The organism is Demequina soli (assembly GCF_000971195.1).
Lineage (GTDB): Bacteria > Actinomycetota > Actinomycetes > Actinomycetales > Demequinaceae > Demequina > Demequina soli.
In genome coordinates this window covers 464,523-490,884 of the sequence record NZ_BBLZ01000001.1, presented here as the reverse complement: position 1 = coordinate 490,884, position 26,362 = coordinate 464,523, and the positions used below count along the sequence as shown (strand labels likewise).

32 protein-coding genes are annotated in these 26,362 nt (G+C 70.1%); 21 read left to right on the top strand and 11 right to left on the bottom strand.

What is annotated here, in order from left to right; all coding sequences use genetic code 11:
• Positions 1–91: 91 nt before the first annotated feature.
• The 3 genes from AOM04_RS02335 to AOM04_RS02325 all read right to left on the bottom strand — a co-directional run bounded on the left by AOM04_RS02335 (position 92) and on the right by AOM04_RS02325 (position 2,770).
• Positions 92–1,480 (bottom strand): class II fumarate hydratase, encoded by a 1,389-nt coding sequence (locus tag AOM04_RS02335; protein WP_062461659.1) that lies wholly within the window; start codon positions 1,478–1,480, stop codon positions 92–94.
• Positions 1,481–1,580: 100 nt separating this feature from the next.
• Positions 1,581–2,498: a carbohydrate kinase family protein gene (locus tag AOM04_RS02330; protein WP_062461657.1), complete on the bottom strand. Its 918-nt coding sequence runs from the start codon at positions 2,496–2,498 to the stop codon at positions 1,581–1,583.
• The gene (locus AOM04_RS02325) at positions 2,498–2,770 is read right to left on the bottom strand and encodes an exodeoxyribonuclease VII small subunit (protein ID WP_062461654.1); all 273 of its coding nucleotides are present in this window, start codon (positions 2,768–2,770) and stop codon (positions 2,498–2,500) included. The genes AOM04_RS02330 and AOM04_RS02325 overlap by 1 nt, the downstream gene beginning before the upstream one ends.
• 116 nt (positions 2,771–2,886) lie before the next feature.
• On the opposite strand from AOM04_RS02325, the gene AOM04_RS02320 reads away from it, so the two are divergent.
• On the top strand, positions 2,887–3,468 hold the full coding sequence (locus AOM04_RS02320) for a hypothetical protein (protein WP_062461651.1): 582 nt from the start codon (positions 2,887–2,889) through the stop codon (positions 3,466–3,468).
• A gap of 117 nt (positions 3,469–3,585) precedes the next feature.
• Here AOM04_RS02320 and xseA read toward each other — a convergent pair whose 3' ends face one another.
• Positions 3,586–4,824, bottom strand: a complete 1,239-nt coding sequence (gene xseA / locus AOM04_RS02315) for an exodeoxyribonuclease VII large subunit (RefSeq protein ID WP_228373590.1) — start codon at positions 4,822–4,824, stop codon at positions 3,586–3,588.
• Positions 4,825–4,855: 31 nt separating this feature from the next.
• Here xseA and AOM04_RS02310 point away from each other — a divergent pair, with 31 nt between their 5' ends.
• Positions 4,856–5,839, top strand: coding sequence for a 4-hydroxy-3-methylbut-2-enyl diphosphate reductase (locus AOM04_RS02310; RefSeq protein WP_228373589.1), 984 nt, complete (start codon positions 4,856–4,858; stop codon positions 5,837–5,839).
• Positions 5,840–5,843: 4 nt separating this feature from the next.
• Here the strand turns inward: AOM04_RS02310 and AOM04_RS02305 are convergent, their stop codons facing one another.
• Positions 5,844–7,085 (bottom strand): DNA recombination protein RmuC, encoded by a 1,242-nt coding sequence (locus AOM04_RS02305; protein WP_062461644.1) that lies wholly within the window; start codon positions 7,083–7,085, stop codon positions 5,844–5,846.
• A 289-nt stretch (positions 7,086–7,374) separates the two neighbouring features.
• Between AOM04_RS02305 and AOM04_RS02300 the strand changes: the two genes are divergently transcribed.
• The 4 genes from AOM04_RS02300 (at position 7,375) to AOM04_RS02285 (ending at position 12,818) form a co-directional block, all read left to right on the top strand.
• Entirely contained in the window at positions 7,375–9,027 is a 1,653-nt protein-coding gene (locus AOM04_RS02300; RefSeq protein ID WP_062461642.1) for a peptide ABC transporter substrate-binding protein, read from the top strand.
• 200 nt (positions 9,028–9,227) lie between these two features.
• A complete protein-coding gene (locus AOM04_RS02295; RefSeq protein WP_062461639.1) occupies positions 9,228–10,154 on the top strand; it encodes an ABC transporter permease in 927 nt (308 codons plus the stop codon).
• Positions 10,147–11,085 carry an ABC transporter permease gene (locus AOM04_RS02290; RefSeq protein ID WP_062461636.1) on the top strand — a complete coding sequence of 313 codons (939 nt, stop codon included), beginning with the start codon at positions 10,147–10,149 and terminating at the stop codon, positions 11,083–11,085. The genes AOM04_RS02295 and AOM04_RS02290 overlap by 8 nt, the downstream gene beginning before the upstream one ends.
• Complete coding sequence (locus AOM04_RS02285; RefSeq protein WP_062461634.1) at positions 11,082–12,818, top strand: dipeptide ABC transporter ATP-binding protein; 1,737 nt, start codon at positions 11,082–11,084, stop codon at positions 12,816–12,818. The genes AOM04_RS02290 and AOM04_RS02285 overlap by 4 nt, the downstream gene beginning before the upstream one ends.
• A 64-nt stretch (positions 12,819–12,882) precedes the next feature.
• Here the strand turns inward: AOM04_RS02285 and AOM04_RS02280 are convergent, their stop codons facing one another.
• On the bottom strand, positions 12,883–13,074 hold the full coding sequence (locus AOM04_RS02280) for a hypothetical protein (protein ID WP_062461631.1): 192 nt from the start codon (positions 13,072–13,074) through the stop codon (positions 12,883–12,885).
• 95 nt (positions 13,075–13,169) lie between these two features.
• Here AOM04_RS02280 and ychF point away from each other — a divergent pair, with 95 nt between their 5' ends.
• From ychF to AOM04_RS02250, 6 genes are all read left to right on the top strand, one after another.
• The gene (gene ychF / locus AOM04_RS02275; protein WP_062461628.1) at positions 13,170–14,255 is read left to right on the top strand and encodes a redox-regulated ATPase YchF; all 1,086 of its coding nucleotides are present in this window, start codon (positions 13,170–13,172) and stop codon (positions 14,253–14,255) included.
• Between the two features lie 66 nt (positions 14,256–14,321).
• Positions 14,322–15,053 (top strand): hypothetical protein, encoded by a 732-nt coding sequence (locus AOM04_RS02270; RefSeq protein ID WP_062461625.1) that lies wholly within the window; start codon positions 14,322–14,324, stop codon positions 15,051–15,053.
• Between the two features lie 111 nt (positions 15,054–15,164).
• Positions 15,165–15,446: a type II toxin-antitoxin system RelE/ParE family toxin gene (locus AOM04_RS14185; RefSeq protein WP_082104293.1), complete on the top strand. Its 282-nt coding sequence runs from the start codon at positions 15,165–15,167 to the stop codon at positions 15,444–15,446.
• The gene (locus AOM04_RS02260) at positions 15,421–15,741 is read left to right on the top strand and encodes a HigA family addiction module antitoxin (protein WP_062462333.1); all 321 of its coding nucleotides are present in this window, start codon (positions 15,421–15,423) and stop codon (positions 15,739–15,741) included. The genes AOM04_RS14185 and AOM04_RS02260 overlap by 26 nt, the downstream gene beginning before the upstream one ends.
• 232 nt (positions 15,742–15,973) lie before the next feature.
• On the top strand, positions 15,974–16,402 hold the full coding sequence (locus AOM04_RS02255) for a hypothetical protein (protein ID WP_062461621.1): 429 nt from the start codon (positions 15,974–15,976) through the stop codon (positions 16,400–16,402).
• Between the two features lie 115 nt (positions 16,403–16,517).
• Positions 16,518–17,303 (top strand): GNAT family N-acetyltransferase, encoded by a 786-nt coding sequence (locus tag AOM04_RS02250; RefSeq protein ID WP_156160566.1) that lies wholly within the window; start codon positions 16,518–16,520, stop codon positions 17,301–17,303.
• A 264-nt stretch (positions 17,304–17,567) separates the two neighbouring features.
• Here AOM04_RS02250 and AOM04_RS02245 read toward each other — a convergent pair whose 3' ends face one another.
• Entirely contained in the window at positions 17,568–18,092 is a 525-nt protein-coding gene (locus AOM04_RS02245) for a hypothetical protein (protein WP_062461615.1), read from the bottom strand.
• 528 nt (positions 18,093–18,620) lie between these two features.
• On the opposite strand from AOM04_RS02245, the gene AOM04_RS02240 reads away from it, so the two are divergent.
• From AOM04_RS02240 to AOM04_RS02230, 3 genes are all read left to right on the top strand, one after another.
• A complete protein-coding gene (locus tag AOM04_RS02240; protein WP_062461612.1) occupies positions 18,621–19,856 on the top strand; it encodes an MFS transporter in 1,236 nt (411 codons plus the stop codon).
• Positions 19,857–20,036: 180 nt separating this feature from the next.
• Positions 20,037–20,318, top strand: a complete 282-nt coding sequence (locus AOM04_RS02235; protein ID WP_062461609.1) for a type II toxin-antitoxin system Phd/YefM family antitoxin — start codon at positions 20,037–20,039, stop codon at positions 20,316–20,318.
• Positions 20,315–20,713: a type II toxin-antitoxin system VapC family toxin gene (locus AOM04_RS02230; protein WP_062461606.1), complete on the top strand. Its 399-nt coding sequence runs from the start codon at positions 20,315–20,317 to the stop codon at positions 20,711–20,713. The genes AOM04_RS02235 and AOM04_RS02230 overlap by 4 nt, the downstream gene beginning before the upstream one ends.
• Before the next feature lie 139 nt (positions 20,714–20,852).
• Here the strand turns inward: AOM04_RS02230 and AOM04_RS02225 are convergent, their stop codons facing one another.
• The gene (locus AOM04_RS02225) at positions 20,853–21,125 is read right to left on the bottom strand and encodes a hypothetical protein (protein WP_062461603.1); all 273 of its coding nucleotides are present in this window, start codon (positions 21,123–21,125) and stop codon (positions 20,853–20,855) included.
• 164 nt (positions 21,126–21,289) lie between these two features.
• Between AOM04_RS02225 and AOM04_RS02220 the strand changes: the two genes are divergently transcribed.
• Together AOM04_RS02220 and AOM04_RS14180 are read left to right on the top strand one after the other, a co-directional pair.
• Positions 21,290–21,619 carry a nucleotidyltransferase family protein gene (locus AOM04_RS02220; protein ID WP_062461600.1) on the top strand — a complete coding sequence of 110 codons (330 nt, stop codon included), beginning with the start codon at positions 21,290–21,292 and terminating at the stop codon, positions 21,617–21,619.
• Positions 21,620–21,642: 23 nt separating this feature from the next.
• Complete coding sequence (locus AOM04_RS14180) at positions 21,643–22,152, top strand: HepT-like ribonuclease domain-containing protein (RefSeq protein ID WP_228373588.1); 510 nt, start codon at positions 21,643–21,645, stop codon at positions 22,150–22,152.
• On the opposite strand, the gene AOM04_RS02210 is transcribed toward AOM04_RS14180, so the two are convergent.
• Positions 22,149–22,565 (bottom strand): hypothetical protein, encoded by a 417-nt coding sequence (locus AOM04_RS02210; protein WP_156160565.1) that lies wholly within the window; start codon positions 22,563–22,565, stop codon positions 22,149–22,151. The two genes, AOM04_RS14180 and AOM04_RS02210, sit on opposite strands and share 4 nt — an antisense overlap.
• Positions 22,566–22,621: 56 nt before the next feature.
• Here AOM04_RS02210 and AOM04_RS14410 point away from each other — a divergent pair, with 56 nt between their 5' ends.
• A complete protein-coding gene (locus AOM04_RS14410; protein ID WP_156160564.1) occupies positions 22,622–22,945 on the top strand; it encodes a hypothetical protein in 324 nt (107 codons plus the stop codon).
• Between the two features lie 141 nt (positions 22,946–23,086).
• Here AOM04_RS14410 and AOM04_RS02205 read toward each other — a convergent pair whose 3' ends face one another.
• On the bottom strand, positions 23,087–24,034 hold the full coding sequence (locus tag AOM04_RS02205; protein ID WP_062461594.1) for a pseudouridine synthase: 948 nt from the start codon (positions 24,032–24,034) through the stop codon (positions 23,087–23,089).
• An 88-nt stretch (positions 24,035–24,122) separates the two neighbouring features.
• Between AOM04_RS02205 and AOM04_RS02200 the strand changes: the two genes are divergently transcribed.
• Together AOM04_RS02200 and AOM04_RS02195 are read left to right on the top strand one after the other, a co-directional pair.
• Positions 24,123–24,611: a GNAT family N-acetyltransferase gene (locus AOM04_RS02200; RefSeq protein ID WP_062461591.1), complete on the top strand. Its 489-nt coding sequence runs from the start codon at positions 24,123–24,125 to the stop codon at positions 24,609–24,611.
• A 55-nt stretch (positions 24,612–24,666) separates the two neighbouring features.
• Entirely contained in the window at positions 24,667–25,128 is a 462-nt protein-coding gene (locus AOM04_RS02195; RefSeq protein ID WP_062461589.1) for a DUF8821 family protein, read from the top strand.
• A 7-nt stretch (positions 25,129–25,135) separates the two neighbouring features.
• Here AOM04_RS02195 and AOM04_RS02190 read toward each other — a convergent pair whose 3' ends face one another.
• Positions 25,136–25,549, bottom strand: a complete 414-nt coding sequence (locus AOM04_RS02190) for a hypothetical protein (protein ID WP_156160563.1) — start codon at positions 25,547–25,549, stop codon at positions 25,136–25,138.
• A gap of 72 nt (positions 25,550–25,621) precedes the next feature.
• On the opposite strand from AOM04_RS02190, the gene AOM04_RS02185 reads away from it, so the two are divergent.
• Entirely contained in the window at positions 25,622–26,350 is a 729-nt protein-coding gene (locus AOM04_RS02185) for a class I SAM-dependent methyltransferase (protein WP_062461583.1), read from the top strand.
• Positions 26,351–26,362: the final 12 nt, after the last annotated feature.

Sequence of the window (26,362 nt, the reverse complement as noted above, 5' to 3'; positions counted from 1 at the left end):
ACCGTGGCAGGCGTGCGGGTGCTCCCTCGAACGCCTCCCGCGGCGGTGCGTTCGTGAACCCCAGGATTCTACGCGATACGGGTGATAACGGTCAGCGCCCCACCATCGTGGTGACGTCGAGCAGCGCGTCGAGCTGCTCCTCCGTGATCTCGCCGCGCTCGACGAACCCGAGGTCGACGGTCGCCTCGCGGACCGTCAGCCCCTTCTTCACCGCGTGCTTCGCGATCGCCGCGGCGTTCTCGTAGCCGATCACGCGGTTGAGCGGCGTCACGATCGACGGCGAGGCCTCCGCGAGGAAGCGCGCCCGGTCGACGTTCGCGACGATGCCGTCGACCGTGCGGTCGGCGAGCACCCGGGCGGCGTTGGCGAGCAGGCGGGTGGACTCGAGCACGCCGAGCGCCATCACCGGGATCTGCACGTTGAGCTCGAACGCGCCGGACGCGCCCGCCCAGGCGACCGTCGCATCGTTCCCCACCACGCGGGCGCACACCATGAGGACGGCCTCGGGGACCACGGGGTTGACCTTGCCGGGCATGATCGACGAGCCGGGCTGCAGGTCGGGAAGCTGGATCTCGCCCAGGCCGGTGTTGGGGCCGGAGCCCATCCAGCGCAGGTCGTTGCAGACCTTGGTGAGCGACACCGCGATGGTGCGCAGCGCGCCCGACACCTCGACCAGGCCGTCGCGCGCGGACTGCGCCTCGAAGTGGTTGCGGGCCTCGGTGATGGGCAGGCCCGTGTCCTCCGCGAGCAGCGCGATGACGCGCTGCGGGAAGCCCTCCGGGGTGTTGATGCCGGTGCCCACGGCGGTGCCGCCAAGCGGCACCTCGGCGACGCGGGGGAGCGCGACCATGAGGCGCTCGACGCCGTAGCGGACCGCGGCGGCGTACCCGGAGAACTCCTGGCCGAGCGTGACCGGGGTCGCGTCCATGAGGTGCGTGCGGCCGGACTTGTAGACGTCGGCGAACTCCTCGGCCTTGCCCTCGAGCGACGTCGCGAGGCGCTCGAGGGCGGGGATGAGGTCCCCGACGAGCGACGCGGTCGCGGCGACGTGCACCGAGGTGGGGAACACGTCGTTGGAGGACTGTGACGCGTTGACGTGGTCGTTCGGGTGCACGTCGCGGCCGAGCGCCTCGGTCGCGAGCGTCGCGATGACCTCGTTGGTGTTCATGTTCGACGAGGTGCCGGAGCCGGTCTGGAACACGTCGACCGGGAAGTGGGCGTCGTGCGCGCCCGACGCGACCTGGTCCGCGGCGGCGACGATCGCGTCGGCGATGTCCTGCGCGAGCACGCCCAGCTCCGCGTTGGCGCGGGCGGCGGCCTTCTTCACGCGGGCGAGGGCCTCGATGTGGCGCCGCTCGAGCGTGATGCCGGAGATGGGGAAGTTCTCGACGGCGCGCTGGGTCTGCGCGCGGTAGAGGGCCTCGGCGGGCACGCGGACCTCGCCCATGGTGTCGTGCTCGATGCGGAACTCCGTTGTCATGGCGCCAAGTCTGGCACGACGACGGGGGACCTCCGTCCCGTGCGGACGGGATCGCGGCCGATCCGCCCGGGACGATGCGCGGGCCCGGTCGGACCGCCCGTCAGGCGTCGAGCTCGGCGCGGGTGGGCGGGTTCGCGCCGGGGCGCGACACGGTGATCGCCGCGATGCGGGCGCACCGCGCGAGCACCGCCGCGAGGGACTCGTCCGTGATCGCGCGCAGCTCCTCGCGATGCGAGCCGCCGAGCAGGCCCGCCTCCCACAGCCCGTCGACGATCCCGCTCATGAACGAGTCGCCGGCGCCCACGGTGTCGGCCACCGTGACGGTGGGCGCGCTCACGGCGACCTCCCGCCCGTCCGCGAGGTAGGCGATTGCGCCCGCGCCGCCGCGCGTCACCACGACGAACGCCGGGCCCCGCGAGGCCCAGTCGCGCGCGACGGCGGCGTGGTCCTCGCCCGGGGCGAGCCACGCGAGGTCCTCGTCGGAGGCCTTGACCACGTCGGCGAGCGCGACGAAGCGTTCGATCGCGGCGCGCGCCTGGGCGGGGTCGCCCATGAGCGACGGCCGCACGTTGGGGTCGTACGTGATCGTCGAGTTGTAGCGGAGGATGCGGACCAGCTTGAGCACCTCCGCCGCGCCGGGCTCCATGACCGCGGCGATCGACCCGGTGTGCACCGCGAGCGGGGCGTTGCGCAGCCGCACGCCGGCCTCGAGCGACCACGTGATGTCGAAGTCGTAGGTCGCGGCGCCGGCCGCGTCGAGCGTGGCCGTGGCGACCGAGGTCACGCCCGGGCCGGCCGACCCGGGGGTGAGGCGCACGCCGTTGTCCTGGAGGTGGTCGGCGCACAGGAGGCCGTTGGGGTCGAGCCCCAGGTGGGTGACGAGGTCCACCTCGCGGCCCAGGCGCGCGAGCCCGAGTGCCACGTTGGCGGGCGAGCCGCCCGGGTGCGCGGCGGTGCCCTCGGGGCCGATCACGACGTCGACGAGGGTCTCGCCGATCACCAGCACGTGCTCGCTCATCACGCCTCCTCGTCGTCGCCGGAGACGACGCCCACGACGCCGGCGTCCGCCGCATCGTCCGCCTGCGCCTGGACGATGCGGTCGCGCGCGCCGTCGAGCAGGGCCTGGCAGCGGGCCGCGAGGGCCTCGCCGCGCTCCCACAGGCCGAGCGACTCGTCGAGGGTCGCGCTGCCCGCCTCGAGGCGGGCGACGATCGCGATGAGCTCGTCGCGGGCGTCCTCGTAGGAGAGGTCGTCCACGGGGTCGGTGAAGGGGGCGGCTGCGTCGCTCATGACGGCTACCGTACCGGCGCGCGCTCAAGCCTCGGAGGCGTTCTGCCGAGAACAGCGTCATACCGGGCTCCCCACGCCCTCTCATGAGGCACCCGGAACGACACGATGAGGTGGACATGTTCAGCGACAGCACCAGCGCCCCGCAGACCGCGCGCAAGAGCGCGCAGCAGACGATCCGCGAGGGGATCACGGATGGCGAGCTCGCCGCGCTCTCGCGCTCGCCCGAGGCGAAGGTGCGCGCCGCGGTCGCGGCCCACCCCGGCACGCCCCTCATGACGCTGCTCAAGCTCGCCGAGGACGCGTCCGCGGATGTGCGGATGGGCCTCGCCCGCAATCCCCGGCCCGGCATCCCGGTCGAGCTGCGCGAGGACCTCGCCAAGGACAAGAACGTCGACGTGGTCTACGCGCTGATCGACAACCCTGCGGTGCCTGAGGCGCTCATCTCCAAGCTCGGCCGGCAGATCCACAAGGAGTACGCCAAGGCGGCGCGCGCCCGCTCGGCCGCGGTCAAGGCCGGCACGTGGGCCCCGCAGGTCGGCCCGGCCCCCGTCGCGCCGGCCCCGGCGCAGGACGTCACGGTGCCCGCGTTCCCGACCGTCGCGCCCGCGTCGACCGCCGTCCGCGCGATCGCGAACCCCCTCGACCCGAACCGCGGCGAGCGCGCCGACGCGCTCGACATCCTGCTCGGCGGCAAGTAGCGCGCCCGCGCCCCGTTTGCTGCGCACGGTTCCGCCGGCGCCGCGCCGGACTGGACACGTTCACATACGTGGACCGTCGGCGAGCCGCATGCGGAACCGTGCCTGCCGAACCGGGCGTCAGCCGCGCGCGACGGCCTCCACCTCGCCGCGCGCGAGGCGGATGCGCAGGGCGTCGCCCGCGTGCACGGCCGCCGCGTCGCGCAGCACCGTGCCGTCGGGCGTGCGGACCACCGCGAACCCGCGCTCGAGCGTGCTGAGGGGGCTCAGCGCGCGCAGCGACGCGGTGAGCTCGCGCGTGGCCGCCTCGGCGCGGTCGATGCGGGCCGTCGCCGCCGCGCCCGCCCGGTCGCGCAGCCGCGACACAGCGTCGGCGTACGGCACGAGCATCGCCTCGGGGCGCGCGAGCACGGGACGGGAACGCATCGCCGCGAGTCCCGCGGCCTCCCTCATCACCATGCGCTCCACGGCCGCCGCCATCGAGCGGCGTGCGCGCGCGATGCCGGCCGCCTCCGCGGCGGCGTCGGGGACGATGCGCTTGCCCGCGTCCGTGGGCGTCGACGCGCGGTAGTCGGCGACCAGGTCGAGCAGCGGCGAGTCCTTCTCGTGGCCGATCGCGCTCACGAGCGGCGTCCCGCAGGCCGCGGCCGCGCGGACGAGCGCCTCGTCGCTGAACGGCAGCAGGTCCTCGAACGAGCCGCCGCCGCGCGCGACCACGATGACGTCGACGTCGGGGTGGGCGTCGAGCTCGCGGATCGCGGCGGTGGTCTCGGGCACGGCGCGCGGTCCCTGGACGGTGACGCGGCGGATCTCGAAGCGGACGCCCGGCCAGCGGCGGGTCGCGTTCTCCACGACATCGTGCTCCGCGTCGCCCTGCGTCGCGCACACGAGTCCCACGACGCGCGGGATGAACGGCAGCGGCCGCTTGCGCTCCAGGTCGAACAGGCCCTCGCGCGCAAGAGCGTCCTTGAGCGCCTCGAGGCGCGCGAGCAGGTCGCCGAGACCCACCTGGCGGATCTCGCGGCCGCCCAGCTGGAGCGAGCCGGAGCGCGTCCACCACTCCGGCTTGGCGTGGAGGACCACGCGCGTGCCGTCGACCAGGTCGACGCCCAGCGACTCCGCCTCCCGGGCCGGGATGGTCGCGGACATCGACATGTTCTCGTCGGTGTCGCGCAGCGTGAGGAACACGAGGTGGCGCCACCGCTTGACGTTGAGCACCTGGCCCTCGACCCACACCGCGGGCAGACGCGAGACGAACTCGCCGATCTTGGGGGACAGGTGGCGCACCGGCCACGGCCGCTCGGCGGACGTCTCGCCGGCCGTGGCGGGCAGGGTGTGCGGGGCGGGGGGCTCGGTCACGGCGACCAGCCTGCCACGTAGGATGGAGGCCATGCCCGACACCACCACCAAGCGCGTCCTGCTGGCCGCGCCGCGAGGCTACTGCGCGGGCGTCGACCGCGCGGTCATCGCGGTCGAGAAGGCACTCGAGCTCCACGGCGCGCCCATCTACGTGCGCAAGGAGATCGTCCACAACAAGTATGTGGTGGAGACGCTGTCCGAGCGCGGCGCGATCTTCGTCGACGAGACGGACCAGGTGCCCGAGGGCGCCCGCGTGGTGTTCTCGGCGCACGGCGTGTCCCCCGCGGTGCGCGACGCGGCCGAGCAGCGCAACCTCCTCACCATCGACGCGACGTGCCCGCTCGTGACGAAGGTGCACAAGGAGGCCATCCGCTTCGCGCGCGACGAGCGCACCATCCTCCTCATCGGCCACGCCGGCCACGAGGAGGTCGAGGGCACGGCGGGCGAGGCGCCCGAGCACACGATCATCGTGAACTCGCCCGAGGACGTCGACGGCCTCGAGGTCCCGGACCCCGAGAACGTCGTGTGGCTGTCGCAGACCACGCTCTCGGTCGACGAGACGATGGAGACGGTGCGCCGCCTGCGCGAGCGCTTCCCCGCGCTCCAGGATCCGCCGAGCGACGACATCTGCTACGCCACGCAGAACCGCCAGGTCGCGGTCAAGAAGCTCGCGCCCGAGTGCGATCTCGTCATCGTGGTGGGCTCGGCGAACTCGTCGAACTCCGTGCGCCTCGTCGAGGTCGCGCTGCAGTCCGGCGCGCGCACGTCCCACCGGATCGACCGCGCGACCGAGATCCGCGACGAGTGGTTCGACGGCGTCGCCACCGTCGGCGTCACGTCGGGCGCGTCCGTGCCGGAGATCCTCGTCCGCGACGTCGTCGAGGCGCTCGCGGCGCGCGGCTTCGCGACCGTCGAGGAGGTCCGCACCGCCACCGAGGACCTCATGTTCTCCCTGCCGCGCGAGATCCGTGCCGACCTCAAGGCCAAGGAGGCAGAGCGCGCCACGCGCGCGTGACGTCCTAGTCCTGAGGCGACGCCTGGGCCGCGCGCTCGAGGTCGGCCTCGAGCAGCTCGGGCGCGGCGAGGACGCGGATGTCGGTCTCCGCCTGCTCGACGGGCGGCATCTCGGCGGCGATGTGCTGCATCTCGCCGAACCTGCGCGCGCTCACGAGCACGCGCGACTCAAGAGATGCCACGGTCGAGTTGTAGGCCTTGCCCGCCTGGTCGATCGCACGGCCCACCTTCGCGAGGTGGCCGGCCATGGTCGACAGGCGGTCGTACAGCTCCTTGCCCAGCGCCAGCACCTGCTGCGCGTCGCGCGCCAGCGCGTCCTCCTTCCACGCGTGCGCGACGGTGCGCAGCATCGCGACGAGCGTGGTGGGCGTCGCGATCATCACGCCGCGGCCGTACGCGTACTCCTGCAGCGACGAGTCCTGCTCGACCGCGGCCTGGTAGAACGCCTCCGAGGGCACGAACATCACCACGAACTCGGGCGCCGAGTCGAACTGCTCCCAGTAGCGCTTCGACGCGAGGTCGTCGATGTGCCGGCGCACGTGGCGGGCGTGAGCCTGCAGGCGCTCGGCGCGCACCGCCTCGTCCTCCGCCTCGAAGGCCTCGAGCAGCCCCACGAGCGCGACCTTCGAGTCGACCACGATGGTCCGCCCGCCCGCGAGCCGGACCGTCATGTCGGGGCGCAGGTTGCGTCCCTCGGCGTCGCGCACCACGTCCTGCTCGGTGAAGTCCACGTGGGGGAGCATCCCCGCGAGCTCGACCACGCGGCGCAGCTGGACCTCGCCCCAGTTGCCGCGCACGTCCGAGCGGCGCAGCGTGTTGACGAAGTCGTCGGCCTTGCGGCCTACCCGCTCGGACGCCTCGAGCATGTGCCGCACCTGCTCGCCCAGCGCGGCGTGGCCGGCCGCGCGCGCCCGGTCCGCGAGCATCGTCTGCTCGCGGATCGCCTCGAGCGACCGCGACAGCGGCTCGACCATCTCGCGGATCGCCTGCTCGCGTCGCAGCAGCGCGGCCCCGCCCTCCTGCTCGGAGCGCTTGAGCCGCTCGTGCGCGAGGTCGAGGAACTGCTCCTGGCTCGCGCGCAGCGCCTCGCCGCTGAGCGCCCGGAACTCCTGGCGGAGGGCGTCGCGCTCGGCGCGCAGCGTGGCGGCGTCGCGGGACGATGCGGCGGCCGCGCGGCGCGTGGCGACGAGGGCCCCGAGGGCGGCCCCGACGACGAGACAGAGGAGCGAGGACAGAAGGGTGACCATGGTCACGACTGTCCCACCGGGGTCCGACAAGGCCCCACCACGGCCCGCCGACGCCTGCCTGGGACGGGCGTCCTGTGACCCTGATCACACTCGTCTCGCATGGTGGGACGCGTGATTACTATTTGGTCACAAAGCCCGGTGATTCGCGGTCCGGAAACAATTCGTTAACGAGACCGCGTTTAGCCTGGCCGGGTTGCACGTCATCAGCGTGCATCCCAGTCGTCGTTCCGACACCCCGGTTCGGCGCCTATCAACGCCCGCCGCCCGGTGGGTCCCAGTAGGAGGAACAGTGAAGCTCAGCAAGTCCGTGCTCGGGGGCGCGGCCATCGCCTCGGCGTCGGCCCTCGTCCTCGTCGGCTGCTCGTCGAACGGCTCCGAGACCGACGCTTCGGCTTCGGCCGGCGGCTCGACCGGTGACGCCATCATCAAGACCAACGGCTCCGAGCCGCAGAACCCGCTCATCCCGGTCGCGACGAACGAGACCGGTGGCGGCAAGATCATCGACTCGCTCTTCGCGGGCCTGGTCTACTACGACGCCACGGGTGCGGCCCACAACGAGGTCGCCGACTCGATCACCACCGACGACTCGAAGACCTTCACGGTCAAGCTCAAGGACGGCTGGACGTTCACCGACGGCACCCCCGTCACCGCGAACTCCTTCGTGGACGCGTGGAACTGGGGCGCGGACCCGGCCAACTCGGCGACCGCCCTCAACAGCTACTTCTTCGAGAACATCGAGGGCTTCGACGGCTACAACTCGGACGAGGGCGCCTCGAACCCGACCATGTCGGGCCTCAAGGTCGTCGACGACCTGACCTTCACGATCACGCTCGCCACCCCGAACTCGGAGTTCCCGCTGTCGCTGGGCTACTCGGCGTTCTACCCGCTCCCCGAGTCCTTCTTCGCGGACCCCGAGGCGTTCGGCAAGAACCCGGTCGGCAACGGCATCTACATGCTCGCGGACCCGTCGGACTGGCAGCACGACGTCCAGATCGACCTCTCGGTCAACCCCGACTACGCGGGTGAGCGCACCGCCAAGAACGACGGCCTCGAGATCGTCTTCTACGCGACCCAGGACGCGGCGTACGCCGACCTCCTCGCGAACAACGTCGACGTGATCGACGGCATCCCGGACTCCGCGATGGCGACCTTCGAGACGGACCTGGGCGACCGCGCGGTCAACCAGCCCGCCGCGATCTTCCAGTCGTTCACCATCCCGCAGACGCTCGAGCACTTCACGGGCGAGGAGGGCCAGCTCCGTCGCCAGGCGATCTCGATGGCGATCAACCGCCAGGAGATCACCGACGTGATCTTCCAGGGCACCCGCACCCCCGCGTCGGACTTCACCTCGCCCGTCATCGACGGCTGGTCGGACTCCATCCCGGGCTCCGAGGTCCTCGCGTACGACCCCGAGAAGGCGCAGGAGCTGTGGGCCGAGGCCGACGCGATCTCGCCGTGGTCCGGCACCTTCGAGATCGGCTACAACTCTGACGGTGGCCACCAGACCTGGGTCGACGCTGTCACCAACTCGATCAAGAACACGCTCGGCATCGACGCGCTCGGCAACCCGTTCGCGACGTTCGGCGACTTCCGCACCGAGGTGACCAACCGCACCATCGGCACGGCGTTCCGTACCGGCTGGCAGGCGGACTACCCGTCGCTCGAGAACTTCCTCGGCCCGATCTACTACACCGGTGCCGGCTCGAACGACGGCGACTACTCGTCGAAGGAGTTCGACAAGCTCATCGACGAGGGCAAGCAGGCCACCGACTCGGCGACCGCGATCGAGGACTTCCAGAAGGCCCAGGAGGTCCTGTTCAAGGACCTGCCGGCGATCCCGCTCTGGTACTCCAACGTGACCGGTGGCTACTCGGAGAACGTCGAGAACGTCCAGTTCGACTGGCACTCGGTCCCGCTCTTCTACGAGATCACCAAGAAGTAAACCGCCTGGTGGCCCGCCCCGTTCCGACGGGGCGGGCCATCGTGCGTTCACCCCCAGGGCACCCCGGCCCCGCATCGTCCATGTCGCATCGCCGCGGCCGGTGCGGGGCTATCCTCGCCTTGCGGTGCGGACGCAGGCGACACGCACAGTAGAATCGGACACCATATGTTCCAGACGAAACACATCCGAGGAGCGCGCCCATGCTGATGTATGTGGTTCGCCGCATCCTCCAGGCGGTTCCGGTGGTTCTCGGCACCACCTTCCTCATCTATTTCATGGTCTTCGCGATGCCCGGGGACCCGATCCTCGCGATGTTCGGCGACAAGACGCCCAACCCGGCCGTCTATGAGGCGCTGCAGCAGCAGTACCACCTGGACCAGCCGTTCCTGGTGCAGTACGCGCTGTACATGAAGGACCTCTTCTCGGGCGACCTGGGCACCACCTTCTCGGGACAGAGCGTCGCCGACGTGCTCGCGCGCACCTTCCCGGTGACGCTGAAGCTCGCCGCGATGGCCATCAGCCTCGAGTTCGTGCTCTCCGTGGTCGTCGGCCTCGTGTCGGGCCTGCGCAAGGGCAAGCTGTTCGACAACGTGATGCTGGTCGTCGGCCTCATCCTGCTGTCGGTGCCGATCTTCGTGCTCTGCTTCGTGGCGCAGTACTTCGTCGCCATCAAGTGGGGCTGGGCCTCCCCGACCGTGGGAGCCGACACGAGCGTGGGCAACATGTGGCTGCCGGCGGTGGTCCTGGCCTTGAGCCTCTTCACGACGGGCATGCGCCTCATGCGCGGCACCGTCATCGACACCCGCAGCCGCGACTTCGTGCGCACCGCCTACGCGAAGGGCCTCCCGGGCCGCCGCGTGATCCCGGTCCACGTGCTCCGCAACTCGCTCATCCCGGTCGTCACCAACTCGGCCGCCAACTTCGGCGTCCTGATGGTCGGCGCGACCGTGACCGAGGGCATCTTCAACATCCCCGGCGTCGGCAACACGCTCTACCAGGCGATCATCCGAGGCGAGGGCCCCACGGTCGTGTCCTTCGTGACCGTCATGGTGCTCGCCTACGTGGTCATCAACATCCTGGTGGACCTCCTGTACGCCATTCTCGACCCGAGGATCCGCTATGCCTAAGCCCGAGCACTTCGTCGCCCCGTTCGACGAGAACGAGATGGCCGAGGTCGACAAGGTCAAGCTCAACGAGAAGCCGTCGAACCTCTGGCGCGACGCCTGGCGCTCGCTTCGGACGCGCCCGCTGTTCTACCTTTCGCTCGCCGCGGTCCTCGTCATCGTCCTGATGGCGCTGTTCCCGACGCTGTTCACCCACGTGTCGCCCACGGACGACTGCCAGCTGGCCAACTCCAACGGCGGGCCCGCCGCGGGCCACCCGATGGGCTTCACCCGCCAGGGATGCGATGTCTACGCCCGCGTGGTGTGGGGTGCGCGCACCTCGCTCACGGTCGGCGTCCTCGCCACCGTGATCTCCGGAGTCATCGGCATCATCACGGGCGCGCTGGCCGGCTTCTACGGCGGCTGGGTCGACTCGGTGCTCTCGCGCATCGGCGACATCTTCTTCTCGATCCCCTACATCCTCGCCGCCGTGGTCATCATGACCACGCTCGCCGACTACCGCTCGGTGTGGACGCTCGCGTTCGCGATCGGTGGCTTCGCGTGGGCCTCGCTCGCGCGCATCCTCCGCTCGGAGATCCTGCGCGTGAAGTCCGGCGACTTCGTGATGGCCTCCATCGCGACGGGCCGCACGCGCTTCAAGACGCTGCTGTCGCACGTGCTGCCGAACTCGATGACCCCGGTCATCGTGTACCTGACGATCTCGCTCGGCGGCGCGATCGTGGCGGAGGCGACGCTGAGCTTCCTCGGCGTCGGGCTCGGCCCGAGCGTGATGTCGTGGGGCAACGACATCAGCGCGGCCCAGAGCAGCCTGCGCACGGCCCCGATGACCCTCATCTGGCCGTCGATCTTCCTCACCGTGACCGTGCTCGCGTTCATCACGCTCGGCGAGCTGGTGCGCGATGCCCTCGACCCGAAGGCGAGGGCCCGCGGATGACCCAGGAGTCCACCCCCGTGACCGACACCCACGAGCCGCTCGTCTCCGTCCAGGACCTGCAGATCGGCTTCCAGACCGGCAACGGCTTCGTCCAGGCGGTGAAGGGCGTCTCGTTCGACATCTTCCCGGGCGAGACCGTCGCGATCGTCGGCGAGTCCGGCTCGGGCAAGTCCACCACGGCCACCGGCCTCATGGACCTGCTGCCGAGCAACGGCCGCATCACCGGCGGCACGGTCATGTTCAACGGCAAGGACCTCACCAAGGTCTCGAAGTCGGAGATGGTGGGCATCCGTGGCCGCGAGATCGGCTACGTCCCGCAGGATCCGATGTCCAACCTGAACCCCGTGTGGAACGTGGGCTTCCAGGTGCGCGAGGCCGTCCTCGCGAACGGCATGGCCAAGAACAAGAAGGACGCCGACAAGCGCGTCGTCGAGGTGCTCAAGGAGGCCGGCCTGGCCGACGCCGAGCGCCGCGTGAAGCAGTACCCGCACCAGTTCTCCGGCGGCATGCGCCAGCGCGTGCTCATCGGCATCGGCCTGGCCGCGGACCCCAAGCTGCTCATCGCCGACGAGCCCACGTCGGCGCTCGACGTCACCGTCCAGCGCGTGATCCTCGACCACCTCGAGTCGCTCACGCGTGAGAAGGACACGGCGCTGCTGCTCATCACGCACGACCTGGGCCTCGCCGCCGAGCGCGCGTCCAAGGTCATCGTCATGTACCAGGGCAAGATCGTCGAGTCCGGCCCGAGCCTCGAGCTGCTGCAGAACCCGCAGCACCCGTACACGAAGCGCCTCATCGCGGCGGCCCCGAGCCTCGCGTCGCAGCGCCTCAAGTCGTCGCGGGTCGAGGTCGCGGAGGCGCCGCAGGGCGACGAGATCGACCTGGTGGCGGCCGCTGCCCACCGCCACGACGTGGTGGAGCACGCGGACCACGCGGGCACCCCGGCCATCGAGGTCAAGGACCTCACCAAGGTGTTCTCGATCCGTCGCGGGAGCTTCCGCTCGGAGCCGTTCACCGCGGTGGACAAGGTCAACTTCACGGTCCCGCGTGGCACCACCATGGCGCTCGTGGGCGAGTCCGGCTCCGGCAAGTCCACCGTCGCCAAGATGGTGCTCGGCCTCGAGACCGCGACCGAGGGCGAGATCTTCGTCGCCGGCAAGGACGCCACCGTCCTCACCGGCAAGGAGATGCTCGAGCACCGCCGCCGCATGCAGCCGGTGTTCCAGGACCCGTACGGCTCGCTCGACCCGATGCAGTCGATCGGCTCGATCATCCAGGAGCCCCTCGACGTCCACAAGATCGGCGACCGCAAGTCGCGCGAGCAGCGCGTCAACGAGGTCATCGACGAGGTCGCCCTCCCGCGCACCGTGCTGTCCCGCTACCCGAACGAGCTCTCGGGCGGTCAGCGCCAGCGCATCGCCATCGCGCGTGCCCTCGCGCTCAAGCCCGACGTGGTGATCCTCGACGAGGCGGTCTCCGCCCTCGACGTGCTGGTCCAGGCGCAGATCCTGCAGCTCCTCGCGGACCTGCAGGAGGAGCTGGGGCTGTCCTACCTCTTCATCACCCACGACCTCGCGGTCGTGCGCGTCGTCGCCGACGACGTGGCCGTGATGGAGAAGGGCAAGATCGTCGAGCACGGCTCGGTCGAGAGCATCTTCTCGAACGCCCAGACCGAGTACACGCAGAAGCTGCTCGACGCCATCCCCGGCGCGAACATCCCGCTCGGCGCGTAAGCGTCAGCCACAGGGCCCCGGTCTCCCGCGAGGGAGGGCGGGGCCCTCGTGCAAGCCGGCGGGGTCAGGCGTCCTCGGGGCGCTTCAGCCGGAACGGCTCGATCATGTCGGGCGTCGGGATGACCAGGCCGGCGATCGGGTCGTGGTCCCCGTCCGGGGCCTCGGCGATCAGCTCCGTCGCTGGACGCACCTTGTCCCAGTCCTTCTGCTCGCGCGCGTGCGCGACGCCCTGGTTGAACAGCTCCTCGAAGCTCATCCCGCCACCGTACGTCGGGACGATGCGCGTGTCACCGTCCCCGCGCATCGTCCCCGGGCGGGAGGCGGGACCCGCCGCCGGTAGACTTGACGCCCGTGGCTCTTACCATCGGAATCGTCGGTCTCCCGAACGTCGGCAAGTCGACCCTGTTCAACGCCCTCACCCGCGCCGAGGTGCTCGCCGCGAACTACCCGTTCGCGACCATCGAGCCCAACGTCGGCGTCGTCCCGCTGCCGGACGCGCGCCTCGGCCAGCTCGCCGAGGTCTTCGGCTCCGAGCGCGAGGTCCCCGCGACGGTGTCGTTCGTCGACATCGCGGGCATCGTCAAGGGCGCGTCCGAGGGCGAGGGCCTGGGCAACGCGTTCCTCGCGAACATCCGCGAGGCGGACGCGATCTGCCAGGTGACCCGCGGCTTCGAGGACCCCGACGTCATCCACGTCGACGGCAAGGTCGACGCGGCGAGCGACATCGAGACCATCAACACCGAGCTCATCCTCGCGGACCTCCAGACCGTCGAGAAGGCGATCCCGCGCCTCGAGAAGGAGGTGCGCGCCAAGAAGGCCGACCCCAACTTCCTCGCCGCGGTCACCACCGCCAAGGAGATCCTCGAGTCGGGCAAGGCGCTCAGCGCCGGCGCCGCCGCGGCCAAGCTCGACCTCGCGGACGTGAAGGAGCTCAACCTCCTCACCGCCAAGCCGTTCATCTACGTCTTCAACGTGGACGATGCGGTCCTCGCCGACGCCTCCAAGCGCGAGGCCCTCGCGGCGCAGGTCGCGCCCGCCGAGGCGATCTTCCTCGACGCGAAGTTCGAGGCGGAGCTGGTCGAGCTGACCGAGGAGGAGGCGCGCGAGATGCTCGCCGAGAACGGCCAGGACGAGTCGGGTCTGGATCAGCTCGCGCGCGTCGGCTTCGACACGCTCGGCCTCCAGACGTACCTCACCGCGGGCCCCAAGGAGGCGCGTGCCTGGACGATCCACAAGGGCTGGACCGCCCCGCAGGCCGCCGGCGTGATCCACACCGATTTCGAGCGTGGCTTCATCAAGGCCGAGGTGGTCCACTTCCACGACCTGCTCGAGACCGGCTCGATGGCCGAGGCGAAGTCCAAGGGCAAGGTCCGCATCGAGGGCAAGGACTACGTCATGCAGGACGGCGACGTGGTCGAGTTCAGGTTCAATGTGTAGTTCCCGTTCAACCTCCGACTCCCACAGCTAGGCGGCGTTCGCCTGCAGGCGTGAGACGCTGTGCCGATGGAGATCGGGAGGCTCGAAGCCTTGAACTGGGGCGATATCCAGGGCGCATACGGGCCCGCGACGGAAGTTCCTCAGCTGTTGCTCTCAGCCAGGGGCGGCGATAGTGACGCATGGTTCGAACTGTGGGGAACGGTCTGGCATCAGGGCACGGTCTATGAGGTGAGCCCTGTCGTAGTGCCCTACTTGGTTGACATGGCGTGCGACGAGTGCTGTCCTCCGGCGGCGCGTTCGCAAGCGGGACTGTTGCTCGCTTCGATCACGGGTGCGAACTCGTTTGTTCTTCCCGACTCGCCGCGCACGATGCGCCAGGCGAAGTGGCTCGCTGACGGGGCCAAGCCTGTCTCTGCTCGGGACCTGGCAGAGGAGTCGCGCAGGGCTACGGAGGCGCATGCTTCATTGCTGGCCCGCGCAACGCTGCGAGCCCCGGTGCAGGTTCGAGCGGCACTTGTCGCAGCCATGGCTGCGGCTGCTGCTGGTCTGACATCCGAGGAACTGGGCGAGGTCGTTCAGGTCCTTCCGAACGAGGACCCAAGACTCGCCGGGGCGCTGCGTTTAGTGGTTGCACTTGCCGAGGGCAACGTCACACTGAACCAAATCGGAGCGGTTTCGACGCTCGACGCCGAGGCCCACGACTACCTGCAGGCCATCGGAGACTTGCCTGTGCGCGTGCAGGCAGTCGAGATCGTCCGCGAGCTTTGCGAACGGGTCGTGGACGCGGACGGACTGTAGGTCAGCGAGTTCCCTAGGCGTGGACACCCAAAGGTTGTTCGGCGACGGAATGTGGTCGAGTTCAGGTTTAACGTCTAGCGGTAATAACGCTCTCCGTTATACGATGCTCGTGTGATCAGATCCTTCAGTGACAAGAAGGCTGAGCGGATCTGGGCCGAGCGGTTCGTGAAGGGCATCGATCGTCGGATCCAGCGTTCCGCGCTCCGGAAGCTCGAGGCGCTCCATGCTGCAGCCGAGGTCGACGACCTTCGGATCCCGCCAGGGAACCGTCTTGAACTTCTCAAGGGCGATCGCGCGGGTCAGCACTCCATCCGTGTCAATGACCAATGGAGAATCTGCTTTCGATGGAAGGACGGAGGTGCGGATGATGTCGAGCTCGTCGACTACCACTGACGACGGCCTGATTCAGCCGATCCATCCGGGCGAGGTCCTCATGGAGGACTTCATCGAGGGATTCGGGATCACGCAGAACAAGCTCGCGATCGCCATCGGTGTGCCGCCGCGACGCATCAATGAGATCGTCCACGGCAAGCGCGGGATCACTGCCGACACGGCGGTACGCCTGAGCGCATACTTCGGCACCACGGCGGAGTTCTGGATGAACCTGCAGTCGCACTACGAGCTGCGGCTTGAGCGCCGTGCCCTACGCGAACAATTGGCGGCGATCGCGCCACTCCAGGTCGTCTGAGCCGCTCGCGCTCAGACGTTGCTCGGCTACGGAACGTGGTCGAGTTCAGGTTCAATGTGTAGTACCGGTTCAACCTCTGGGGTGTGAGCGGCTCCTCACTCGCGGAATTCGACGAGGCGATGCCGTGATCGTGGCCCGCGTGGAACGCCGTTGCGGCGCGCGGGTGAGGCCGCGGCGCGTCGGCGCGGCCTGAGCGCGTCGCGCGCTTCGTGTCCGCAAGTACGATCCGCCTATGAATTCCCGAGATGCCGATGTGATCGCCGGGCTTCGGTGCCGCCTTGAGCGTGCGATGGCGGCCTTCGGGGTGGAGGTCGTGATCGATGCTCGCGAGATGCCGGCCACTGGCGCGCGGACCATGCCTGCGTTGCATTTCCGCGCGGTTGGCACGGATGTCGAAGTCTTCCTCTTTGTCGAGGATGCGTTGCTCATATGGGTAGAGGTTCGCGGGCGCGGATGGCGCTCCTCGGAGCTAGCCGATTTCAGAGGGGACTGGCTCGACACGGACGAGGGTCGCAACTGGCTCGTGGATCTCGTTGCGGGACGCTGGACCGTTCAACGCCGTCCTCGGCTCGCCGGTCGCCGGCAACTCCGCACGGTGGGCGGGGGACCCGGGCTCAGGGTCAAGCCTGCGGCACCACGGGTCGGCTTGGACCTGTCGTAGTGCGCACGTCACGCTAGCGGGAGGGCTGGGGGTTCCGCTTGCCGAGAGGTTGCTCCGCTACGGAGCGCCGTGGAGTTCAGATTTAACGTCTGAGCAAGAGGCTATGGTGGCGTCGATGAACACGACAGCGTTGCTGAATGCGTACGACCAACAGCTCCGCTCAGCGGCAGAGACTCCGAGCGCCGTCGCGGTGACCTTGCTTGGTCCGTTGCGCTTGGTCGAGTTCGCCGGCGGGCGAGGCTTCGTCACCTATCGCGACCTGGGCGGCGCGGACGAGCGGCGCATCGTGCGCCTGGTCGCCGCAGCACGTACGTTCTACGAGTCCGATCCGTCGATTCGGAGCGTCGAGTGGAAGGCCCGCGGCCACGACCGCGCGCCCGGGCTTCACGACACGTTGATTGCGCACGGCTTCGTTCCCCAAGAGCCCGAGTCGATCATGATTGGGGAGACCCAGCGGCTCGTCGCCGATGTGGACGTGCCGACGGGCGTGGTGCTCCGGACGGTCACGGCGGAGGCCGATGTCCGCGAGATGTGCGCGATGCAGGATCGCGTGTTTGGCGACGAGGTGAGCGAGTCGTACGCGGATGCGATCCTTGAGCGCCTTGCCAGGGACGATGGCATGGAACTCTGGATCGCGGAGCTCGATGGCAAGGTCGTGAGCGCCGGACGGCTCGAACCTGTTGTCGGAACACAATTCGCCGGTATCTGGGGAGGCGCGACTGTCGAGGAATGGCGGGGCAAGGGGATCTACCGCGCGCTGACGGCCGCACGGGCACGATCGGCCCTCGCCTCGGGGAAGACACTGATCCACTCCGACTCCACCGAGTACTCCCGACCCATCCTTGAGCGATCGGGACTCGTACGCGTCTCCACCACCACGCCATATGTCTGGCGGCGTTGATAGCCGATCATGGTGTGTACGTCGCCGATGCGCGGTGATTCGCGGCTGAGGTTGTTCGGCTACGGAACGCGGTCGAGCTCAGGTTCAACGTGTAGTTCCGGTTCTGACTCGAGGCGAGCGGGCTGCCTTCAGCGCCTGCTCCCAGCGAGGCGGTCGGACAGGAGCGTCCGCGGCGGCGGGGTGAGAAGGACACGTCGGGCTCGGGGAAGCGATGAACACGGGCTTGCGGGAGCATCGTGCCGCACGCGCCACGTGTGAGTTCCGCTACAGCGACAACCAGCAGTAGAGGGAATCCCCGTTCTCGCGGGCCCGGCGGGCAAGGCCCGCCAAGCTCTGCAGGAGCGCGGCAAGGTCGTCTGGGTCACCTTCGCCCCAGAACTCCTCAGTGGCCGCCCAGGGCCGCGCGATCTCCCTGAGGTCGTCGTCGGTCGCATTCGCAAGCGCGCCCGACAGCGCATCTGTCAGCTTCACGACGAGCCGCTCGCCGTTGCCACGGTCGGCGATGACCTGCCCGATGGAGTCTTCGGCGATCAGGTCGTCGGAGGCGCGTCCGGTGAGCAGGGCCTCGACTTCCGCCATCTGCACGACAGGCTCGACGCCCCGACCGTCGACGGTGGGGAACGGTTGCGCGTGCGAGTCCGGCAGCGCGGGTGCGGGCTTGCGGCGAAGGAACCCGCGCCGCGGTTTCACTGCACGTGCGCCCAGCGCTGACGGTCCGCCGTCGTGATCGATCACTGCCGCCGCCGCGGTCGCTGACGGTGCAATGAAGTAACTGGTCATCAGCGCCATCGGCCCATGATGGCAGCGACCCGTGCCGACCCGAGGAAGGCCCCGGGCAGGCGGCGTGTCGCAACGTCACCGATGCTTCGCGCGCGGGCGCATGCGGGCGGAAGCGAGCCGCCGCTCGAGGTGGTCGGCACGATGAGGCATGACAGGGATCGGTGCGCGGTGCCGTCGGCTTCCCGGCGTCGAGACCTTGAGGTTGCTCGGCTACGTAACGCGGTCGAGTTCAGGTTCAACGTCTGAGCATCGTCGCTGGCTAAGGCACCTCGGTCGCGCACGCGTCCGCGGGTCCTCGATGCGCGCGACACGCCTTGAGCTCCCGCGTCGACGGACATCCCGCCAGCGGCGAGCGCGCGCCTGCCACGCGGTGCGTCGTCGCCGCATCGCCGCTGCGGCTTGCGGGCGCAGTTCGGGCTGTGCTCTTTCGCACGTGCCTATTCGGTTGCCCTAGGAGTGGTCGGCCCGCCGCCGCGTGACGGTGGCGGGCGTCTCAGTCATGCCCAAGTGGCCGACCGCAACCGCTAGGAACCTCTCTTGTCTTCGTTCGATGTCCACGCATATCGACGCGTGCTCGCGTACCCCCAGGCTGTTCGCGCCTTCGCAACATCCTCGATCGGGCGTATCGCGTACACGTTCGTGTATCTACCCCTCTTCTATGTGACCCATGCCGCCGCGGGATCGATCGCGGTGGCCGGCGCTGCGCTCGGTCTGTACGGCGCGGGCGCAGGGATGCTCGCGCCGGGGCGCGCTGCCTTGATCGATCGTTTTGGGCCGAGGCCGATGCTGACCGCCATGTCGGCGCTGTTCGGGTCCGTGCTGGCCTGCCTCGCGCTTGCATCCCTCCTGGGTGCTCCCGCGGCGGGTGTCGTGGTGCTGGCCGGCCTCGCGGGCGCTGTCGCACCACCGCTTGGCCCGACCATGCGTGTCGCCTGGGCCACGCTCGTGCCGGAACACGAAGATCTCAAGACTGCGCTGAGCCTGGACGCCACGGTCGAGGAGGTGTTCTATCTCGCGAGTCCCGCCATCGCCGGCGCGCTCCTGTGGAAGCTTGAGCCAGGCGCTGTGCTGCTGGTTCCGGCAGCCCTGATCGTGATCGGAGGCGTGGTCTTCGCGCGGTCCGGTGCTGTGGCCCCCATGGGGTCGGAGCAGAGCCGGGAAGCGGGTCGCGGCCGTTCTCCCTTGCGCGCGCGTGGATTCGTCCCTCTGCTCGTGTTCCCCCTGGTCGCCGGCGGTCTGGCGGGGTTCGTCACCATCTACGTGCCCGCCGCCACCGCGCTCAGCGGACCTGCCGTCGCGGGACTCGTGCTTGCGGTGTTCGCTGTAGGAAGCGCGCTCGGCGGGCTCGCCTACGGCACGATGCGAGTGAAGGGGGGACCGCCAGCGCACCTGGGTGTCCTTGCGGTGGGCCTTGCAGGCGCTACCGCCTGCCTCGCGTTCGCCGGGAGCCCAGCGTCCGTCGCGGGCATGCTCCTCTCGCCGGCGATGGTGGTGGCGTACCTCCTCGCTCCTCGCATCGCGCCACCCGATCGCCAGAACAGCGCGACCACGTGGGTGAACACGAGCTACAACATCGGCTCAGCGGCGGTCACCGCGGCGGCCGGCGCGCTGATCGCACACTTGGGTGCACAAGCCTCGGCGTTGCTCGTCGGACTCTCCGCTCTCGTCGTCGTGGTCGTGGCATGGTGGCTGGCGAGCGGGCGGCCAAGTCCGTCGCAGTCCGTCAGTGAGGTCCACGAGCAGCAGACGTCCGCGGTAGAGGCCGGGCGCTGAGCGGCCACGGTGGGGCGTGCGTCGCTCATCGATGACCCCCACACGTTGTTCGGCTACGGAACGTGGTCGAGTTCAGGTTCAATGTGTAGCTGACGCTCAGCCCATGGCTTGAGCGTCCGGAGTTGACGTGGTCGGCGGTGGCCCCTGGTCGCTCGTGTAGCACGCGTGCTACGGTGAAGTGTGGAGACGTCCGAGAGTGCCATCGAGAGTCTGTCGCAGCGTGAGCTGCGCAACGAGTCTGGTCGTGTGCTCCGGGCGGTGAGCGAGGGCCATTCGTTCGTGCTGACCAATGGTGGCGTGCCGGTGGGGCGTCTTGTGCCGCTCGATGTGCTGGTTCCGCCGCTGCCGATCACTCGTCCGGCTCGGCGCGAGGGCGGCTGGGCGGCGCTGGGCATCCGACGCAAGGCCTCGCGGCGGGGCCTTGCAGCGACCCTCGACGACCTCCGTGGCGACCGACTGTGACTGCCCGCACGGTCGTCTACGTCGACACCTCGGCGCTCGGCGCGTTGCTCATAGAGCAGGCCGAGAGCGAGGCGCTATTGGACTGGCTCGACGGCACTCCCTCGGCGCTCGTCTCCAGTGACCTTCTCGAGACCGAGCTGCGTCGCGTGGCGGTTCGCGAGGGGCTTGACCAGGCCGACGTGACGCGCGTCCTCGATGGTGTTGCGCTTGCTGCTCTCGACCGTGCCGTGTATCGCGGCGCTGGCTTCCTCCCGATGCCGTACCTCCGGACGATCGACGCGCTGCATCTCGAGGCGGCGATGAGGCTGAATGCCACTGCAATTCTCACCTACGACCATAGGCTCGGCGACGCGGCCCGAGCCGTGGGCCTTGACGTGATCGCGCCGTCGGACTGACATTGTTCGGCTACGGAACGCGGTCGAGTTCAGGTTCAACGTCTAGGCGGAGCCTGGCGCTTCGCTGACACATGAGTGCCCGCACATAGCGGTATGCAGGCACTCATATGTCAGCGCGTCACCGCGAGCAGGGGGGCGCTCAGCCGAGGTCGAGTCGCCACGTCTGACGTCCGTCGGACGTCCGATCTGGCTCAGGTGGCGCGACACCCGCGAGCGCGCAAACGTGGTGGTAGCTCAGGTGAGCGGCCACGGCGATCTCTTCGATGCTATGGCCGGCCTCCGAGGCTGCCGACACGAGGGCTTCTAGCCGTTCGACCAGTTCTGGCGCGGACGCGCCATCGCGGCCGCCGCTGGCCAGCGCCTTGGACGCCGTCGCATGGAGCTCCTCGAGGATGTCGCCGGTCTCTGCCACGCACAGCAACCTACGCGCAGCCGATCAGCTGCGTGCAGGACCTCAGTGGTTGTTCGGCTACGGAACGCGGTCGAGTTCAGGTTCAACGTCTAGTTCCCGTTCAACCTCTGGCGGCCAGGAGCAGCGTCCTCGCCTGTCTCGGTGGGCCTCGTTATCCTGGGCCTATGTCCGAGGTCGACGTGACGCCCGAGACGCTCGCGCTGCGCGGGCTCATCGACGCGCGTCGCGAGGAGTTCGACGCGCTGCTGGCGCGCTACGGGGCGACTCGTCCAAGATTGTTCGGCTCCGTCGCGCGTGGAACGGCGCACGCGGGCAGCGACATCGACATCCTCGTGGACATGGACCCCGCCGACGGCAACGTCTTCATGCGTGCCTCCGGTCTCCTCGAGGAGGTCCGGGCGCTGTTCGGCCGTGACGACATCGATGTGTTCCCGGAGCAGCTGCTCAAGCGGCCGATCTCTAAGTCGGCCGTCGAGGATTCGGTCGTCCTGTGACGCGAGGCGTCGAGCGACGGATCGTGGACATCCTCGATTCGATCGACCGGTGTCGTCGTTACGTCGCCCTCCTCGACGCGGGAGCTGTCGACGTCGTGGGGACGGCGGAGGATGCGATCGAGCGCAACCTCCAGATCATCGGCGAGGCGGCGAACCACCTGACCCCGGAAGTGGTCGATGCACACCCCGAGATCGCCTGGCCCCAGATCCGCGGCTTCCGGAACATCCTCGTCCACCAGTACTTCGGCGTCGACCTCGACGTTATCCGAGATGTGGTGGAGAACCATCTGCCACCGCTGGCTGAGGCGACGCCGGCACGTGGAGGGTGGCTCGGCGTCAGAGGTCTGAAGTCTGCGGTGAGGTTGGTCGGCTGCGGAATGCGGTGGAGTTCAGGTTCAACGTGCAGCTCCGGCCCGGCCGGAGCTGCCGAGAGGGCGCCTGCCGCGTCTGCTGAGCCTCGGCCGTCGCCTCACGCCACCTGGATGCGCGCGTCCCGCGACGCCTTCCGCGAGACCTGCTCAGGGTCGCCCTAAGCCGTCTCGGCGGCACGAGATCCGCGGCGCGCAAGGATTCGCGCAAGCAGCCATCCGCCGAGGAAGGCTGCCGCGAGGTTCGTGACGAGCCACGATGTGCCCAGGGTGATCAGCACGCCGAGCCACGTGGTGGCGGCATTCGAGAGCGTCCCGTCGTCGATGAGCGCTCCGGAGAGCCCGATCGCGGCCTGGGCGACGAAGGCGAGGATGTTGGCGATCGCGACGCTGACCGCGGCGGTCAGCGCGATCGTGGGGTTCCACGCTGCCATCGCCACGGCTCCCACGATGAGCGCGGCTGCGACAAGGGGCATCACGAGAACGGGGACCACGCTGGGTGTGAGCATCGACAGCGCGACCATCGTGATCGCCCCGGTGACACCGATGCCGACGCCCATCGGTCGCTCGAACCTCACGGCTGTCGGCGGTGCTTCGGGCGACTGATCGGTTCGAACAGACATCCGCTACCCCCATGTCGAGCGATGTCACCCTGGCGCCTTGCTTCACCGTACACGGTGGCCTGTGGGCGATCTCGATGTACGTTCTCTACTGGGTGATCCGCTACGGCGTGCGCGATGGCATCCGTGACGCGCGATCTGCCGGTGCCGACGTAGCGCGACGGGCCGCGCCGGGTGGCCCCCTCCAGCATGACGAGTGGCGCGCTCGTTCGACGTCGCACCGCGAGTCCCGATGCGCTCACGACGGGACTCGACGGTTGGTGACCATCGCGGTGGCCGCGGTGATCGCGCTCGGGTTCGTGCTCTCGTACGCGATCGGCGACCGGTCCGGCGCCTGAGGGACGCGCGCCCCTGGCTGTCGAGCGCCAGCGCGGCGTCGGCCGTGACGCGCGGCCGGTCGAGGGCATCGCGCGGCTCCCCCATGCACAGCAACCTACGTGCTCGGGCCCCGGCCGCACGGCTCCGGACCGCGTGGGGCTTCAGGCTCCCGCGCGGTGCGCATCCGCGCGGGTCGGCGTGGGCCACGCGAGCGCGCGGCCGCTGACGTAATCCCGCTCGACCCCGTCGACCGGGTCCGTGAACCGCAGGCGCCGCGCGACGAGCCGCAGCGGCGAGGCGAGGTCGTCCGGGCCGTCCGCGAGGACGTGGGGGTAGAGCGGGTCCCCCACGAGCGGCAGGCCCGCGTCCGCCATCTGCAGCCGCAGCTGGTGCGTCTTCCCCGTGATCGGCGTGAGCCGGTAGAGCGCGTGGACCCCGCGCACCTCCACCAGCTCGACCAGCGTCTCCGCGTTGGGGTCCCCGGGCACCAGCGACGCCTGAAGGCTCCCGCGACGCTTCTCGATCCGCCCCACCAGGCGCAGGGGGAACGCGAGGGACGGGTCGAACGGCGCGAGCGCCTCGTACGTCTTGGACACCTGACGCGACTGGAACACCCCGGCGTACGCGCCGCGGCACGCGCGGCGTGTCGTGAGCACCAGCACCCCCGCGGTGAGCCGGTCGAGGCGATGCGCGGGAGCGAGCTCCGGCAGGTCGAGCGCGAGCCGGAGCTTGACGAGCGCCGTCTCGCGCACGTGCGCCCCGCGGGGGGTGGTTGCCATGAAGTGGGGCTTGTCGACCACCAGGAGGTTGTCCGTGCGGTCGAGGATCCCGAGGGGGAACGGCACCGGCTCCTCGGGTGCGAGCGGGCGGTGGAACCACACGAACGTGTGCGGCCGGTACGCCTCGTCGCCGGTCCACGCCCGTCCGTCCTGGCCGACGAACTCGCCCGCGGCGAGGCGCCGCTCGACCTCGGCGTGGGCGGGCAGCCGGTCCACCAGGAACTCCCGCATCGTTGTCCACGGCGGCGGCCCGGCGGGTCCGTGGTCGGGCGTGCGCACCCACGACGCGTCGAGCCCGTGGCGCTGCGGCAGCGGGGAGGGGAGCGGCATCAGGCGGCCGCGGCTGCGGGGGAGGGAGGCACGTGCAGCATCGTACGGAGCGGCCGGCGCCGGCGGGCCTCGCGGGTAGGGTGCCCGCGTGACCTCCGAGATCCGCCGCGCCACCGTGGACGATGCGCCGGGCATCGCCCGCGTCCACCTCCAGTCGTGGCGGGAGACCTATCACCCGGTGCTGCCCGCCCAGGTGCTGGCCGGGCTCGATCTCGAGGCCCGCATCGTCCGGTGGCGCGAGATCGTGGGCGCCGGCGTGACCGAGGTATGGGTCGCCCGGGCGGAGGGTGAGGTCGTCGGCTTCGCCGCGGCGGGCTCCGGGCGTCACGCGCAGGCGCCGGCACCGCGCGAGCTCGAGGGCCTCTACGTGGTCGCCGCGCGCCATGGCAGCGGCGACGGCGCTGCGCTGCTCGCGGCCGCGCTCGGCGACGCGCCCGCGTACCTGTGGGTATGGCGTGACAACGCGCGGGCGATCGCCTTCTACGCGCGGCACGGCTTCGCCCCGGACGGCGCCGCCGAGACGCACACCGTGAGCGGCCACGGGATCCCCGCGATCAGGATGGTGCGCACCGCCTGAGCCGCGCGCTACTGTCGGGACGGTCCGCAGTGCTCCGCAGCGAAGGGGATGCCCCATGCCGTACCTCGTCGACTTCACCGAGGTCTCCACCGTCGGCCTCGAGTCCTCGCCGGTCGCCGAGGCGCTCGCCGGGCTCCGCGCGAACGAGGCCCGGTACATCACCAACAAGTACGGCCACGCCTTCTCGGTGGTACCCGCCGACGAGGCGCCCGAGGTGATCGATCGCGTGGCCCGCATCCTCGCCGAGCGCGACCTCGTGATCGCGTCGCGCCCGCTCGAGGCCACCGAGTTCGAGGCCGGCGGCATCCGCTTCTCGTACGTCTTCTACGAGTCGGGCCTCGCGCTCAACGTCATGTACACGCTCGAGGCCGGCGGCAAGCGCGCGGTCGGCTTCAAGCTCTCGGAGGGTATGGATGTGCCCCAGGAGCTCGCCGCGAAGTTCAAGTTCGCGCGTCAGCGCTCGAAGCTCGCGGGGGAGATCCGGGGCTCGTTCTTCGTGATCAAGGGCGAGTATTGACGCCGGCTCATGCCATCGCGCGGCGACCGGTGCCCACCCGGTCCCGCGCCGCATCGGTCCGCAGCAGGATCACCAGGAGCAGCGCCGCGAGCGGGGCCGCGGCCACGCCGACCGTCAGCAGCGACAGCACGCATGCGAGCGCGAACCCCGCCCACAGCGCCCACGCCGCGGCGGGTGACCACGGCGCTCCGGACGTGAGCAGCGCCCGCATCGTCAGCGTGACGATCAGCGGGGCCGCGAACACGAGGACCGACCAGCCGCCGTGGACCTGGAGCAGGCTGCGCGCGACCACGTAGCCGCCGCCGGCCGAGACGGGCTCGGCGCCGTAGACGGGCATCACGCATGACGCGAACAGGAGCAGCAGCCCGTATGTGGTGGCCGCCCGCCACATCCCCAGGCCCGTGCCTTCCAGCCCCGTCACCGCCGTCTCCCCGTCGTGCCGGTCGTCCCGACCAGGCTACGCCCGGGCCCGGACGGCCGGTACGGTGGCATCGTGGCCGAACGGTCGACGAGCTTCGGGCGAGCCGCGCACGACTACGCGCGCGGCCGTCCCGGCTATCCGGACGATGCGGTGGCCTGGCTGCTCGACGGCGTCGAGGGGCGCGTGCTGGACCTGGGTGCCGGCACGGGCAAGCTCACCGAGTCGGTTCTGCGCACCCGCCACGAGGTCCTCGCGATGGACCCCGACCCCGTCATGCTCGCCACCCTTGAGGCGCATGTGCCGCGCGCGGCGACGATGCGCGGTCGGGCGGAGGAGATCCCCCTCGAGGACGGCAGCGTCGCCGCCGTGGTGCTGGGCCAGGCGTGGCACTGGGTCGACGTCGAGGCCGCCAGCGCGGAGATCGCGCGGGTGCTCGCGCCCGGCGGGGTGCTCGGCCTCGTCTGGAACATCCGCGACGAGCGCGACCCGTGGATGGCGGGCCTCACCCGGGTGATCGGCCACTCGACGGCGGAGAGCCTCATCGACGGCGACGGGCCGCGCGTCGCCGCGCCGCTCGGTCCGCTCGAGGCGTGGGAGAGCGCGTGGACGCGCGCCGTCACCGGGGAGGCGCTGCGCGCGCTCGTGCGCTCGCGCAGCAGCTACATCACGGGCTCGGAGGCGCTCCGGCGCGACATCGACGCCGCACTCGACGTGATGGTCGCCCGCACCCCGGGCCTCGCGGACGGCGGCACGGTCGACATGCACTACCGCACCCACGCGTATCGCGCGCGGGTCGCCTGAGCCGGGTCGCGC

Excerpts from the sequence above, each read along its gene's own strand:
- AOM04_RS14410 (WP_156160564.1), top strand. The coding sequence starts at position 22,622 with ATGTCGAGCGATGTCACCCTGGCGCCTTGCTTCACCGTACACGGTGGC.
- AOM04_RS02285 (WP_062461634.1), top strand. The coding sequence starts at position 11,082 with ATGACCCAGGAGTCCACCCCCGTGACCGACACCCACGAGCCGCTCGTC.
- AOM04_RS02205 (WP_062461594.1), bottom strand. The coding sequence starts at position 24,034 with ATGCCGCTCCCCTCCCCGCTGCCGCAGCGCCACGGGCTCGACGCGTCG.
- AOM04_RS02250 (WP_156160566.1), top strand. The coding sequence starts at position 16,518 with ATGAACACGACAGCGTTGCTGAATGCGTACGACCAACAGCTCCGCTCA.
- AOM04_RS02280 (WP_062461631.1), bottom strand. The coding sequence starts at position 13,074 with ATGAGCTTCGAGGAGCTGTTCAACCAGGGCGTCGCGCACGCGCGCGAG.
- AOM04_RS02330 (WP_062461657.1), bottom strand. The coding sequence starts at position 2,498 with ATGAGCGAGCACGTGCTGGTGATCGGCGAGACCCTCGTCGACGTCGTG.
- AOM04_RS02295 (WP_062461639.1), top strand. The coding sequence starts at position 9,228 with ATGCTGATGTATGTGGTTCGCCGCATCCTCCAGGCGGTTCCGGTGGTT.
- AOM04_RS02335 (WP_062461659.1), bottom strand. The coding sequence starts at position 1,480 with ATGACAACGGAGTTCCGCATCGAGCACGACACCATGGGCGAGGTCCGC.
- AOM04_RS02260 (WP_062462333.1), top strand. The coding sequence starts at position 15,421 with ATGTCGAGCTCGTCGACTACCACTGACGACGGCCTGATTCAGCCGATC.
- AOM04_RS02220 (WP_062461600.1), top strand. The coding sequence starts at position 21,290 with ATGTCCGAGGTCGACGTGACGCCCGAGACGCTCGCGCTGCGCGGGCTC.
- AOM04_RS02270 (WP_062461625.1), top strand. The coding sequence starts at position 14,322 with ATGGAGATCGGGAGGCTCGAAGCCTTGAACTGGGGCGATATCCAGGGC.
- AOM04_RS02325 (WP_062461654.1), bottom strand. The coding sequence starts at position 2,770 with ATGAGCGACGCAGCCGCCCCCTTCACCGACCCCGTGGACGACCTCTCC.
- AOM04_RS02305 (WP_062461644.1), bottom strand. The coding sequence starts at position 7,085 with ATGGTCACCCTTCTGTCCTCGCTCCTCTGTCTCGTCGTCGGGGCCGCC.
- AOM04_RS02255 (WP_062461621.1), top strand. The coding sequence starts at position 15,974 with ATGAATTCCCGAGATGCCGATGTGATCGCCGGGCTTCGGTGCCGCCTT.
- AOM04_RS02245 (WP_062461615.1), bottom strand. The coding sequence starts at position 18,092 with ATGGCGCTGATGACCAGTTACTTCATTGCACCGTCAGCGACCGCGGCG.
- AOM04_RS02290 (WP_062461636.1), top strand. The coding sequence starts at position 10,147 with ATGCCTAAGCCCGAGCACTTCGTCGCCCCGTTCGACGAGAACGAGATG.
- AOM04_RS02320 (WP_062461651.1), top strand. The coding sequence starts at position 2,887 with ATGTTCAGCGACAGCACCAGCGCCCCGCAGACCGCGCGCAAGAGCGCG.
- AOM04_RS02310 (WP_228373589.1), top strand. The coding sequence starts at position 4,856 with ATGCCCGACACCACCACCAAGCGCGTCCTGCTGGCCGCGCCGCGAGGC.
- AOM04_RS02195 (WP_062461589.1), top strand. The coding sequence starts at position 24,667 with ATGCCGTACCTCGTCGACTTCACCGAGGTCTCCACCGTCGGCCTCGAG.